The sequence below is a fragment of the Spirochaetota bacterium genome (genome assembly GCA_026414805.1).
In the GTDB taxonomy this organism is placed as follows: domain Bacteria; phylum Spirochaetota; class UBA4802; order UBA4802; family UB4802; genus UBA4802.
In genome coordinates, this window is sequence record JAOAIH010000009.1 from 45,723 (window position 1) to 60,060 (window position 14,338).

Here is a 14,338-nt window from a genome sequence, read left to right on the forward strand (position 1 = left end):
TTAGATACAATTTATGTGCAATTTTTTTAAGTCTTCTAAGAATACACCCATACCCTAAAAAGTCCACAATTAATTAATAGTTGCTCAAAGTTTTATTGCACTGACAGAAATATACGCACACCACATTAAATAGAAAATCGCTGTGCAATTTTTTCAGCACTTTTCCCAGCTATAAATAATTTTACAGATGGAGTTTTTATAGTTACACCTTTTTTAAATAGATATGTAGTTCGTGTAACATTGCGCATATCATCCCATACAATAAATAGTGGTGCATGAAACATTCTAAAAAGAAAAATAGGTTTAAGTTCTATGCCATCATTATAAAAATATACAGTAACACAATTATTGTAATTCCCAAACATGCTGAAACTAACTGATTGAAACGAATATTTTTCCGTATAGGCGCTGGCAGCATTCTTTCTTGAGTGGAATTTTGATGCATTGCGCCAACCACCTAAAAAAGAAATAATAGCTAATACAAACATCCATATTACTACAAAGGCACCTAACGCCAGAATAAGAATGCCCGGTACAAACATCCATGATTCCATATTGCCTCCTTTGAAAATATGATTTTAGCCTGTCATTCTTGCACGCAGTGCCGAAGAATCTCAGGCATTAAAATTAGATTCTTCGCTGCGCTCAGAATGACATTGTATCCTCGCTCAGAATGACACTCCACTACTGTCATTCTGAGGCACGCAGTGCCGAAGAATCTCAGGCATTAATATTAGATTCTTCGCTGCGCTCAGAATGACATTTACCTTTCCTCAGAATGACGTTTACCTTCGCTCAGAATGACATTGTATCCTCACTTAGAATGACACCACGCAAAAGGGGTAAAAGCCTTATAATTTTATTAGCTTAACATGAAATAATATTGACATACAACAAATATTTCTGTATAAAAAGGCAAACACAGTAGCTATAAGGAGGTTCCAATGAAAATAGATTTACCATGGGGTGCTTCACAGATACAGGTTGATCTTCCTGATACATGGGAGGTTATAATTCCACAGCTAAAACGCTACGAGCTATCGCACAAAAACAAAAAAGAAAAAGATATTGTTGCCGATGCACTGTCAAGACCTGTTGCTGCAAAAGCGCTGTCCAAACACTCTTTGAAAAATAAAAAGGTAGTCATTGTAGTGGATGATAACACGCGGCCAACGCCAGCATATAAATTTTTTGATATTGTCCTTGAAGGTTTAAAAAAAGCAGGATGCAATACAAAGAACAACGCAATCGTTATTCCAGCACTTGGTATTCACACGCCAATGAAACAGGAAGAAATGGAAGAAAAAATTGGCAAAAAAAATCTAAGCCAAGTGCAATGGGAAAATCACAATGCATTTGACAAAAGCAAAAATGCATACGTTGGCACAACTTCACGTGGTGTCGAAGTATACCTTAATCACCACATTAAAGATGCTGATTTTGTTATACTTATTGGGCTTGTAGAACCACATCTGTGGGCTGGATTTGGCGGGGGATTAAAGAATATACTTCCGGGAGTTGCATACGCTGAAACTATCGGACACCATCACTCAATCATTGCCGAACCACCGTATAGGTTCAATAGGGTTGCTGTTGATGCTGAACATAACTCATTCAGGCTTGATTTAGAAGAAACACTGAATATGATTAAGGCAGAAATATTCTGTATTAATGTGGTACTGGATAGCAAAAAGGATATAATTGCTTGCTTTGCAGGGCATCCAATTGCGTGTCACCGGGAAGCTGTTGCATTTACCAAAACAATATGTGGCCTGCCACTGCAAAAGCTGGTAGATGGTGTCATAACAAATTCTGCACCTATGGATATTAACTTTAAACAGAGTATGAAATGTGTGGGAAATACCTTGCCCGCATTAAAACCCAAAGGCATTGTAATGGGATTTTTACGCGCTCAGCGTGGCCTTGATGACATACCACTGCCCCAAAAATCTACACCGCTGTGGCTCACACGAGCCATCCTGAGAACACTTGGTCCTGCACGTGTGCTTGGATTTTTAGAAAAAGTTAAACCTGGCCTGGATGTAGAGCAAAAATTTTTGACATACTACTCAATGCAGCTCATCCGTGCCCATAACCTGTATTTTTATGTGCCATCACTTTCTGATGCTGAAGTGAAAGCGTTAGGATTCTTTGAGCGCTTCAATCATCCTCAGGAAGTTATTGAAAGAGGTATACAGCACCTTGGGAAAAAAGCCACCGTTGCGGTGTTCAAAGAAGGTGGATCAACGTTCCCATTGCTTACATCAAAGTAATTTATTGTGTGGGAGTTGGATAATCAGCATACTATGTATTTTGCAACTATTTGATTTTATAGGTGCTCATTCCAATTTTTTTACACCATAGAGGGATTGAGTTACTATAATGCACACTACACCCTATGCAGGGGGATCATAGTATTCATTCCCACAACTCAGATTATAATAAAAGTATTGACATAAATAATTAAATTCATAGATACATGTGCATCTGAAAATTAAATATTATTATAAAGAGGATCTATGTTAAAACTTAAAAATAGTTTTTGTATATTTTTTGCTACGTGTATTTTATCATGCAGCGTATATAACAACTCATCAGCTGGCACCCAATCACAATTTGCTGCAACACCTATTGATACAAAACTTGTTGAAGCCACACGCTTCCTTGCCGGCAAACCCTTATCACCTTCATCCGCACTCTTCCAGTTAACCCTTGATAAGCGGTATATAGCTTATATCGATGAATTGAAGAAAAGCTGGGCACGGTTACAGCAAAAAAACCTTGATGAAATTGAAAAATGGAGAAAGCAGAACCTACCAGCAAAATACAACAAAACAATCTTTTATCCTTTCAGTGGACCTGATATTTTAAATGCTGTTGCGTTTTTCCCCGATGGCAATGAGTACATTATGTTTGGCCTTGAACCATGCGGTGAAATCCCTGACCCGCATTCAGTAGCTAAAGAGCGCATTTTTTCTGGTCTATGGGGATTGCGAACATCACTCAATGAAATACTTAACATGAACTTTTTCAAAACCCTCGACATGCAGAAAAATGTCAGCACAAATGAATTTAACAGCATGATAAGCATTATTATGTGGTTTTTAGGTCAGATGAATTATGAAGTTATAAATGCTAAAAAAATCTGGATTGACGACAATAGCCTCATCACTACATCACCACCTGTCATGAAACAGAATAAATATATTTCAGGTACTGAAATATTCTTCAAAGACAGCTCAGGATATATAAAACGAGTACGATACTTCCAGATAAATGTTATCGACAATTCACTTTCAACATACACAAACTTTATACCACATCTTGAATCGTATCCGCGCTATACCACTATTATAAAGTCAGCTTCATATCTTATGCATAATGATAACAAATTCATCAAGATACGCGATCTCACACTAAATCACAGTGACCTCATTTTGCAGGATGATTCTGGTGTAGCATTTAAGTTCTTCAGCCCTTATCAATGGAAATTCACATTCTTTGGAGTGTACACAAAACCTGTGCCACTTTTTGCTCATCGCTATCAGCCAGAGCTTAAAGAAAAGTTTGATACACTGTCAAAAGGTCCATTACCATTTTCGTATGGCTATAATAGCGGCATTGGCAAATCAAACCTGATGCTTGCAGAGCGAGTACAATGAAGCAAGTTTTTCTTGTATCAGGTTTATTTATTGCTGTATGTTTTGCATTGTTGCATTGGTCTCACCAATTGCAGGCCCAATGCACCTTTGTGCCTGGAAGCTATATTATTACATTGCCCGATGCTATTCACAACCCGGTCAAACAAATTCCTGTTGATATTATTATAAGCGATAGTAACTGTAAAAAAAACATTTTGGTACTACCTGGATGGAATTTCAGCCGAAAACGCTGGATAGAGGAAACATCACTGCGTAGTGAAGCTTCCAAAAGGGGCTACAATCTTATTCTTCCTGAGATGGCGGTGACTATCTACGAATCAAACTACTACCCTGAAACAAAGAGAAAATGGGCACAAACCCCTGGTTCGCGCTGGATAAAAGAAATCCTCGTACCTACACTGCAAAAGCGCGGTTTACTTTTAGAATACCAGTTCAATGCAGTTATGGGACTTTCTACCGGTGGCAGGGGCGCTGTTTTAACTGCACTCTATAACAAAGGAATATTTAAGGCTGCTGCCTCGCTTTCTGGAGATTTTGATCAAACACGGATGCCAAATGATAAACTAATGGCTGCTGTGTATGGCCCCTATGAAAAATTTAAAGTTCGATGGCAAACTGCCGACAACCCTTACTATATGATAGACCAGTGGGAAATACCACTGTATTTAGGTCACGGCACAAAGGATGGAATTGTTCCTTTTGAACAAACAAAAATCTTTTATGAAACATTGAAAAAATCTAAGCCAGAGTGTACTATAATTTTCAATCAACCAGCAAACGGACATGATTTTATCTACTGGAACAGCGAAGTAGTGCCCGTACTTGAATTTTTTGATGATATTTATAAAAAGGAAAAGTAAACAATGAACAATATTGAAGATATTAAACAAAAAGCAGCAGACCTTGCCCAAAGCATTGCAGAGCATCCAGTTGCAATACGCTATTTTTCATTATTACAACAGATGAACGAAGATAAAGAGGCTTTACAGTTACTATCGCGCCTGGTAGAACATGGGAAAAAGCTCAATGAAAAAATGGAAACAGGTGATATCAACATTGAAACTGATCCCACTTCTATTGAACTACGTGAAGCTCTGATCAATAAGCCACTGGTAAAAGAGTTTGTTACTGCCCAGAATGAATATTTGACGCTTATCAAAGAGATAATGGAGATTTTGCACAATCGTCTTAATCCGTAAATGTCATTGACATTTTTGCATTAATAATGCAAAATATCCGCATGTGGATTGAAAGAAAAATAGAATCAATTATCATACAGGCTTTTGAACAATTCCCAGCATTACTTATTACAGGACTTAGACAGGTAGGAAAAACATCCCTTCTTAGAAAAATGTTTCCAAATGCTTCGTATATTACACTTGATTTACCTGCAAACCAGTATGCCGCTGCTACAAATACAATTGAATTTATCCAAAAGTTTACACCCCCCCTTATAATAGATGAAATTCAATATGTTCCCCAACTCTTTGGTGGTTTAAAAGTTTGTATTGATAAAAATAGGAAAAACGGACAATACCTATTAACTGGTTCGCAAAATTTCTCAATTATGCAGGGTGTTTCTGAAAGTCTTGCAGGCAGATGTGCAATTTTGAGCCTCTATCCTCTTTCATTTTTTGAGACCAGCGATCAGCTTACTATCTCACAAGATGAATTTATTTTTTTAGGTGGCTATCCTGAATTATACGTATCCAATAAAAATTATAATCTTTGGTATTCATCATACGTTGCAACATATTTAGAAAGAGATGTACGTAATGTACTCAATGTGGCCGATTTACGCCAATTCAATCTTTTCCTGCGCTCATGTGCATTAAGAATATCAAATATACTTTCATACACTGATATGGCACGTGATATTGGCATTTCGGTTAATACTGCAAAGAAGTGGTTATCGGTAATAACTACATTAGGTGCAGTATATTTAGTTGAACCGTATTTTACCAATAGAGGTAAAAGGATAATAAAATCACCAAAAATCTATTTTACCGATACAGGATTAGCAGCTTTTTTATGTGGATTTGAAAACGCTCATCAACTACAAAATTCTTCAATGGCAGGATATTTTTTTGAAAATTACATTTCAAACGAAATACTAAAACACTATTCTTTTTACGGGAAGCGTCCTAACCTCTATTACTGGCGCGATGTCCATGGCAAGGAGGTGGATTTTATTCTTGAACAAGCATCAGGGAATATTATTGCTCTTGAATGCAAAATAACTGAAAATCCAACTTTAAAAGATTGCAGAAATATTTTTGCGCTTATGGATTATTATGGCAAAAGCAGGGTAACCAAATCATATATTGTGTGTAATACACCAACACCATATCTCATCGATGAAAATATTTGGGCTATCAACATAAAAGAACTAATTAATGAACTTTTTTCAAAACGATAATTGAAACAGTTAATTCCTAGAATCTTCAAAAAAAGCCTTATAAAATAAATACGTACAGTAAATATCAACTTTAGATGTTACTTCAAATGGTGAGTGCATTCCAAGCATGCAGGGACCAACATCAACACAATCCATGCCATAGCGGCTCATAAACATGGCTATGGTGCCACCACCACCTACATCAATTTTGCCCTGTTCACCAGTTTGCCATGGGATGCCATGTTTTGTTGCCAGGTTTCTTAAATAATGCATATACTCAGCGTGAGCTTCGCTGGTTGAATATTTACCACCACGTCCGCCATATTTTTCAATACTAACCCCATGACCTAAATAGGAAACATTATTAGGGTCATTGACACTTTTAAATGTTGGATCAAGTGCACCTGTTACATCAGCAGATATTGATACTGCGCTCTCTAAAAGTTCATCCCATGTTGCTGTAATACCTGTTTTACGAATATATTCCCGCATAAAGTTAACAAATACAAAGCTTTCTGCACCGGTATCACCCATTGAACCTATTTCTTCACGGTCAGCCAGATACAGTATAATTGTCTCTTTGCTCCTGTGTACATCAAGCAATGCTCTAAGTGCTGTATAAGCACAAGCCCTGTCATCCTGGCCATATGCAGCAATTAGTCCACGATCAATCCCTATATCCACTGGCTGCAAAGCAGGTACAAGTTCAATATCAGCAGCAATGAAATCCTCTTCCACCAGACCATAAGTGGAATTAAGATACTTCAGTACATTAAATTTTATTTTTTCTTTAATATCCTTGTCATCAATTGGTATGTGGGCAAAAATAATATTAAGTTCTTCGCCTTCAATGATAGTTTCACCTGTCTTTTTCATCTGGTCTTTTGCCAGATGTGGCAACAAATCAGGAATAATAAAACGCGGTTCGTCGGAATTTTCACCAATATGGATTTCTACCGTTTTTCCTTCTTTTGTAAATGCCACACCATGAATTGCTAACGGGATATTAACCCACTGATATTTCTTTATTCCTCCATAGTAATGTGATTTTAATAGCGCTACTTCTGCATCTTCATAGAGAGGATATGGTTTTAAATCCAAACGAGGAGAATCCACATGTGCACCAATTATGCGTAGTGTAGTGGGGTCAGAGCCAATTCTGCAAGCAATGAGGCTTTTACCTTTAATATTTTTATATACAGCGTTGTCCTGCTTTAACTCATGAAGTGCACTAATCGATGAAAAACCTGCTTTTTCAAGCATCTCAATCATGCTGCGAATGCAGAGGCGTTCGGTCTTATTTTTGCCAATAAATGACTTATATTCCTCACCAAACCCATAAATGGCTTCTGTTTTATCCTTTAATAGTATCCAGGCACTATCTTTTTTTACGCTTAATTTTTCCTGTAACGTTTGATTGGGCGACTTTTTTTCCTCTGTCATAGAATACTCCTTTTATCACATGATACTGAGCTTTTCTTTGAAGGATACTGTCTCTTAGTGTATTGTACCACATCTTCTCCGATTAGTATAGTAAAATATAAAATAATCCCCATCAAAGATAGAGTATGCAACACACTATCTATTTACAAAAAATTTCAAAAATTTAAAAAAAATTTTATCTCCTCAGTTATTTTTTTCAATCTCAAGCGTTTTATATAGTGAAAACCATTACAAAATTTTAAATATATTGAGGTGATAGTATGTCAAAACCAATTGATCTTGAAGGAAGAGTTACTCATGATCCAATCTTACGAAAAACAAAAACCGGTAAATCTGTATGTGTGTTTGCCATTGCTATGGATCATCCTGTGAAAGGTGAAGCTAAACCCTATGTTTCCTACATAGATATTGAAACGTGGGAAAAATTAGCCGACCTGTGTGCTGAAAATATTAAAAAAGGACGTCTTATCCAAGCAACTGGCCGTCTAAAGCAGGATAGGTGGCAGGATGATGGTGGGAAATCCCGATCAAAAATTAAACTTGTCTCAAGCCAGGTAAAGTTCATTGAATCATTAAACAGCAAGCACAATGAGGAAGTAGTTCTCAACTCTTAATTATTAACATTACAATAACTCTTCCTGCTTTTAAGGGCGCTAGAAGTAGCGCTCTTTTCTTTCCTTACAATTGGCAATAGGGCATTTTTCACATACACATTGCTGTGGCTTTTTAAAAGCTGATGTAACATAGCGTATTACATATATTAGTGATACTATTGCCAACACGCTAATTATTATCATTTCTTCCATACAAATAAATGTATCGCGCCAACCTTATAAAATCTATGAATAAAGCTTTTGTAACTGGTCGGCAATAAGCTTTTTACAATACGGTACAATATTGTCCTTAGAGATTATTTCCCTATCATCTTGGTTGCGAAGTTTGATTTCTATTGATGAGCTATCGCCAAAAAATACTTTACCCAATGTTAAGCGGATTGGGATGCCAATTAAATCAGCATCACCAAACTTAAAACCGGGGCTTGCTTTGCGATCATCGTAAAGCACTTCTAGGCCACTTGATACTAACAATTCATACACCTGGTCTGCTGCTTTTTCTTCGGCTTCATTTTTAGCAAGGCTGACCAGATGCACGTGAAAAGGTGCAATACTCATTGGCCATATAATGCCACGCTCATCATGGTGCTGTTCAATAACTGCTGCCATGGTGCGGTTGACACCAATTCCGTAACAGCCCATAATGGGTGTTATAGCTTTACCGTTTTGGTCTAAGACTGTCACATTCATTGACTTTGTGTATTTATAGCCCAATTTAAAAATATGTCCAACTTCAATACCCTTTTTTTCTTTGAGAGGATATCCGCAGTGAGGGCACTTGTCCCCAGCAATGACAAGTGTAATGTCAGCCTCTTCCGTAATAGCAAAATCTCTGCCAGGATTGACTCCTTGATAATGCTTGTCTTTTTCGTTTGCTCCGGTAATGGCATTGGCAATATCCTTCACCTGCTTATCAAAGATAATGCGCACCTGTTTGCCTTTGACTAATATTGGCCCTGCAAAGCCAACGGGCGCTCCCGTCACCTCTTCCACAACGCTGTCAGGTGCAAGCTCCAATTCAAGGGCACCCAGCACATTTTTAAGTTTCACTTCGTTGATTTCGCGATCACCTGGCACCACTGCCATTACCGGTATACCGTCAGCAACATAAATCAGGCTTTTCAAAAATTTATGTGCACTACATCCAAAAAATTGCACCAGTTCATCAATTGTTCGTACATTAGGAGTATCTACAACTTGAAGGGTTTCAAGATTTTCTTTTTGGGGCGATAGCTCATATTGACAGGTGGCCCTCTCCTGATTGGACTTATAGCCACAAGCATCACACAAAAGCAGAATCTCTTCACCAACCTCAGATGCAACCATAAATTCTTCAGAATCACTACCGCCCATTGAACCAGTATCAGCTTCTACCGGAATTGTCTCCAATCCACATCGTTTAAAGATAGTGCGGTACGTTTGCCGCATAATCTGGTATGAACGCTCAAGCCCTGCTTCATCAATATCAAATGAATACGCATCTTTCATTATGAATTCTTTGCTGCGCATGACTCCAAAACGTGGTCTGATTTCATCACGGAATTTTGTGTTAATTTGATATGCATTCACAGGCAGATCTCTGTATGATGTGACAATCATACGGATAGCATTTGTGAATGCCTCTTCGTGAGTTGGTGCTAGGGCATATTCCAGTCCGTTACGATCCTTTATACGGATCATCTCAGGTCCCATGGTGTGCCAGCGACCCGACTCCTTCCATAAATCAGCATTGGTAAGCTCTGGCATTAAAAACTCTAACGCACCAGCCTTATTCATTTCTTCACGGATAATATCTATTATTTTTTGCAACACCCTCAATCCCAAAGGGAGATAGATATACATGCCAGCAGATTCTTTACGGATAAGTCCTGCACGGATCATGAGTTTATGGCTGGTTATCACAGCATCTGCAGGGTCTTCCTTCAGAGTGGGGATAAGGTAGCGCGACATTCTCATAATAGTTGTCCTCTTTGAAGTATTATAAATATTTTCACGATAGTTTGTGATGGAAGTATTTGATGTCAAGTGTAAAAATGCTATGCATTAATATAGCAAGCTGTTGCAATGATTATATTATTTTATTGATTTTTTTATCCAAATTATTATAATTATCTTTTTTATAAAAATAGGAGGAATACTATGGAATTTGAAACAACAACCTGTGTTAAAGACAAAAACATAGAAGTACTGGAATACTATGCTCATCTATGTGATTTGTCAGTGAGTAAATTCATTGTATCATTGATAAATTATGCTGCGATACATGAAAAGAAAAGGCATAAACCATTTTCTCATATTAAATACAGAGAAAGGCATATTGGTACTTGGAAACGATTACACCTTTGTCTATCATATCATGAATACGAATTTTTGCTTGATATGAAGAAGTTGTGGAAGATGAGTGTGGCATTTTTAATTGAATATTGTATTGAAAATATATTGATAGAATTTGTCGAAACATTGATGAAAGAGGAACATACCTATAGTTATCGGTTTATGCACTACACATTTGATTTTTCAAAGGTAAAAAATATGCCTGCATACAGATGTATATGGGGATTACCACCAGAAATGCTCACAAAAACATAGCCAAAATAAAAAAAGAGCACCCCACAACAGCACATCACCACTATTGCAAGGCGCTCTCTTTTAAAGAGTGCTATATCTCTATTAACTACTAACTATTATTCATTCATCTGATACGCATCAACCTGTGAATACACATACTTTTCAAGCACACGGTTGTACCTGTCATGATCAACCACAGGCTTTTGAATCATTTTTAAACACAACTCCTGCTGCTTTGCAGTACTGCTAGTCTTGGAATAAATCTGCAATGCATATTTTGAAAAATCCCTAATCATGAAATCAAAGATCTGATCAATCAGATCATCTTCTACATTGTAGATCTTCTTGTTTTCAAGGATAAGCTGACCATACGCAACCAGTGTAAAAAGTTCGCCTATTGACAAAAGAAAGTCAATATCTTCAGCCTGCTTCTGGTCAGGTGTTGCACCTATCATAAAATCCTTGAATGCATTGATCTGCTTCTTAAAAATCTCAACGTTGGGAAGATTAACGCTGTTGTATGCAATATTGTAATCATGGAACTGAATCTTGCCCAATCCCTTTGTTGGCCCCTGATTGAAGAGGAAAGCATCATGTGAAGCATCAAGCCGCTGTGGCACTTCAGGGAATTCTTTTGGATTAAAGAAGTAGTTAAACATAAATTTAATAATCAACGCCATGTTAACGTGCACAGTGCCTTCCAGCTTTGGCAATGCTCTTATGTCACGAGCAGCCATGTGGAAGTAGGTATCCTTTTCAAAGCCTTTTGCAGCAATGATATCCCACAGTAGGTTAATAACCTCTTCGCCCTGTGTTGTCACTTTCATCTTAACCATTGGATTATACAGCAAATAGCGTTTGTCATTTTCATTGGCACTTCGCATGTAGTCGGTTGCACGCAGAGCAAACAGTTTCATTGCCACAAGCCGTGTGTACGCATCAACAAAAAACTGCTTAATGTGTGGGAACTCAGTCACATATTTGCCATATAGATTTCTGTGCGCAGCGTGGTTCAATGCTTCATAAAAACAATGTGTGGCTATACCAATTGAACCCCATCCCAAATTGAATTTACAGATATTAATAGTATTGAGCGATGCATCCCATGCATCTCTTCCCTTATCAAGTATATCTGCTTCAGTTATTGGATAATCATGCAATGCAAACTCTGCAACATACGACTGATTCTGAATAACATTCTTTATGCATTCATACTTGGGATGCTGCGAATCTACTACAAAGAATACATAGTCACCGGTGTCAGCAAACTTACCAAACGTAGACACCATAGCAGCCTTGTTGCCGTTGCCAATGTAGTACTTGTCGCCATTTGCCCTGTAAGTGCCNTCGCCATTTGGATACAGCATCATGTCGCTTGAATAAATGTCAGCACCATGCTCTTTTTCTGACAACCCAAATGCAAAAATAGCGCCTTCTTTCAAAAGCTTGGCAGCCTTCTGCTTCACCTCTTCGTTTTTACCCATCCAGATTGGTCCAAGACCCAACTGCGAAACCTGAAAGGTATACCAATAGCACAAACCATAAAAGCCTAAAATCTCAGCAAAGTTAACTATGCGATAGGTATCCCAGCGGCTATTTGCATCCCCATAGCCTTTTGGAGTAAACAGTTTTGCAAAAATCTGATTATCTTTCTGAAACTGCAAAAAGTCATCATACCACACATAATTGTGGTCATCATCAAGGATTTTCTTCAGGCCTTTTGTTTCAAAAAAATTAATTGTTTTTTTCATAATGTCTTCCGACTCTTTGTCGGAAAATTTGACATCGTACTTTTTTGGATTTAAAAGAATCATACTCCACCCCTATTCAAATTATAGTAACAAATTTGAGTATACCATTCAAATGGCTTTTTGTAAAGAAAAAATTACAGTGTTATGTATTTTTTTAATCAACTTTTTTTATTTATTGTCAATGTAATTGTTTTGGCGTGCCCCCGCCTTCATACGGCGGGGTCGGGCTGCTTCGGGCTTCGGCTTACAGCCTACGGCCACGGGCGTGGTGGGTATTCCATTTTATAAACACCTCGCACCACTGTATCGCTGCATGTTGCGGTAATATCGACATCAACTCTCCACTGCTACGCCACGCCCGTGGCTGCTATCGCACCCTGCGCATCCCTCACGCGGTAACTATCGCCTTATAATACCACCACCCTGTCTTTAATTTTTCCACTGTCCACCAATTCCATAAATTCTTCTGCCATGTGTACACCCAATTCAACTGCCTTTTCCCAGAAATAAAGACGTTCATTATCCTTGCCTGCAAATGTATAAAAATCATTTCTGTCTGGAATCTTTTTATACGGCAGTGATGCAATTGCTTCCTGTGATGGGCACACCATGCACAAATCGTAAAGGTTGTGATGCGGCCTGCGGTACGGTAGCACCTTGTCAAACCATCCCGGTATAATACTGTCGCGGTAATGGGGATACAGCGCAATTCCACCGTTCAGCGCAAGCGGCAGGTCCATCTGATAATCCACAAGCCCGCCGTCACGGAGCATTACAGTGTGACCGTCAAAAGTATACGGCACACCTTTCATCACCAGTGGAATAGCACCTGAGGCCATAATAGCTTTTTTAAGGTTTGAAGCATCAAGCCCAATGTAATGAGTATTGAAGTTATTCCACTTAATAAATTGGGGGTATTCCCTTGTGTCATAAAACACAAATCTGTCAAAATGTAATTGCAACAATTTCCTGCTTACTGCATTGGTCAAAGCAGTTACAGCCAGGCCTGCCATAAGAGGGTATTTATGCTCGTAGCTCAGCAGGTGTTTTGAACGTGCAGTGATAATGCAAAGCCGCAAAACCGGATGCGTAAGTATCTCTTTTATTTTGTTGTCGGGCAGGTAGGTTTCCATAATCGCGACTGTCTCAGCAGTGATTTCATCCCTATTAGGATTTAGCGAATATTTCTGTGCCATATACCGTTCTTTAAAAGTATCTAAGGCACGTGCCCCATCCTTTTGTGCTAGTGCAGCAAACCTCCACGTTGCAATAGAAGAGCCAATCAGGTGCACTGTGCTTTTTCTTTTTGATAAAAAATGTTTATATATGGCTTTATCCAGTCCATACAACACAAGCCACTTTGGCCCACCAGCAGCACCAAGCACACACTGTATACGTTCTTTTTGTAAGCCTTCTTCTTTAATAATTTTGTATGCGTTTTTTCCTGCTTTAATAGTGCATAATTGTTTCATAGTGACCTCAGTGAATAAATCATTTTAAGATAACAGTGTTATTAAAGTACAATTAAGGCAAGGATTTTTTATTGACAAAGAGGGAAATAACTATATCATTATTCTGCAATGAAGCAACATTATTGAAATCTTTTGTTTGCTTATAACTACCATCTCTTTGACTTATGTTCCACTATATTTTAAGTATAAATGACACTTTTCTTATGTCACCGGTTTAAGAACAAAAACGTTGAATGTACTAAAGTAGGTTATGTGAAATCCCAAAAAATGAGGTGAATTCATATATGGCCATTCCTGATTATCAGAAATTTATGCTACCTCTTTTAAAATATGCTGAAGATAATTTAGAGCATTCAATAAATGAAGCAATTGATTACCTTGCAAATCAATTTGAAATCACCAAGGAAAACAGAAATAGTCTACTTCCAAG

At 37.9% G+C, this 14,338-nt stretch carries 13 protein-coding genes; 8 read left to right on the forward strand and 5 right to left on the reverse strand.

The genetic code is table 11. The features are described from left to right. Positions 1-125: 125 nt before the first annotated feature. On the reverse strand, positions 126-554 hold the full coding sequence (locus tag N3F66_03375) for a hypothetical protein (GenBank protein ID MCX8123187.1): 429 nt from the start codon (positions 552-554) through the stop codon (positions 126-128). Between the two features lie 390 nt (positions 555-944). Here N3F66_03375 and larA point away from each other — a divergent pair, with 390 nt between their 5' ends. From larA to N3F66_03400, 5 genes are all read left to right on the forward strand, one after another. Next, positions 945-2,273 (forward strand): nickel-dependent lactate racemase, encoded by a 1,329-nt coding sequence (gene larA / locus N3F66_03380; protein MCX8123188.1) that lies wholly within the window; start codon positions 945-947, stop codon positions 2,271-2,273. Between the two features lie 246 nt (positions 2,274-2,519). Further along, complete coding sequence (locus N3F66_03385) at positions 2,520-3,662, forward strand: hypothetical protein (protein ID MCX8123189.1); 1,143 nt, start codon at positions 2,520-2,522, stop codon at positions 3,660-3,662. Beyond that, a complete protein-coding gene (locus N3F66_03390; GenBank protein ID MCX8123190.1) occupies positions 3,659-4,522 on the forward strand; it encodes an alpha/beta hydrolase-fold protein in 864 nt (287 codons plus the stop codon). Before N3F66_03385 ends, N3F66_03390 begins: the two co-directional genes overlap by 4 nt. 3 nt (positions 4,523-4,525) lie before the next feature. Beyond that, positions 4,526-4,861, forward strand: a complete 336-nt coding sequence (locus N3F66_03395; protein ID MCX8123191.1) for a YlbF family regulator — start codon at positions 4,526-4,528, stop codon at positions 4,859-4,861. A gap of 41 nt (positions 4,862-4,902) precedes the next feature. After that, positions 4,903-6,081, forward strand: a complete 1,179-nt coding sequence (locus N3F66_03400) for an ATP-binding protein (GenBank protein MCX8123192.1) — start codon at positions 4,903-4,905, stop codon at positions 6,079-6,081. 9 nt (positions 6,082-6,090) lie between these two features. Here the strand turns inward: N3F66_03400 and N3F66_03405 are convergent, their stop codons facing one another. Further along, a complete protein-coding gene (locus N3F66_03405; protein ID MCX8123193.1) occupies positions 6,091-7,503 on the reverse strand; it encodes an aminopeptidase in 1,413 nt (470 codons plus the stop codon). A gap of 260 nt (positions 7,504-7,763) precedes the next feature. On the opposite strand from N3F66_03405, the gene N3F66_03410 reads away from it, so the two are divergent. Then, positions 7,764-8,117 carry a single-stranded DNA-binding protein gene (locus tag N3F66_03410; protein MCX8123194.1) on the forward strand — a complete coding sequence of 118 codons (354 nt, stop codon included), beginning with the start codon at positions 7,764-7,766 and terminating at the stop codon, positions 8,115-8,117. Between the two features lie 225 nt (positions 8,118-8,342). Here N3F66_03410 and N3F66_03415 read toward each other — a convergent pair whose 3' ends face one another. Further along, on the reverse strand, positions 8,343-10,073 hold the full coding sequence (locus N3F66_03415; GenBank protein MCX8123195.1) for a proline--tRNA ligase: 1,731 nt from the start codon (positions 10,071-10,073) through the stop codon (positions 8,343-8,345). Between the two features lie 183 nt (positions 10,074-10,256). Here N3F66_03415 and N3F66_03420 point away from each other — a divergent pair, with 183 nt between their 5' ends. Next, positions 10,257-10,706, forward strand: coding sequence for a hypothetical protein (locus N3F66_03420; GenBank protein ID MCX8123196.1), 450 nt, complete (start codon positions 10,257-10,259; stop codon positions 10,704-10,706). 95 nt (positions 10,707-10,801) lie between these two features. Here the strand turns inward: N3F66_03420 and N3F66_03425 are convergent, their stop codons facing one another. Beyond that, positions 10,802-12,499 carry an acyl-CoA dehydrogenase gene (locus N3F66_03425; GenBank protein ID MCX8123197.1) on the reverse strand — a complete coding sequence of 566 codons (1,698 nt, stop codon included), beginning with the start codon at positions 12,497-12,499 and terminating at the stop codon, positions 10,802-10,804. Between the two features lie 344 nt (positions 12,500-12,843). After that, the gene (locus N3F66_03430; protein MCX8123198.1) at positions 12,844-13,908 is read right to left on the reverse strand and encodes a patatin-like phospholipase family protein; all 1,065 of its coding nucleotides are present in this window, start codon (positions 13,906-13,908) and stop codon (positions 12,844-12,846) included. Between the two features lie 311 nt (positions 13,909-14,219). Between N3F66_03430 and N3F66_03435 the strand changes: the two genes are divergently transcribed. Continuing rightward, a partial coding sequence (locus N3F66_03435; GenBank protein MCX8123199.1) for a winged helix-turn-helix domain-containing protein occupies positions 14,220-14,338 on the forward strand: 119 nt, incomplete at its 3' end.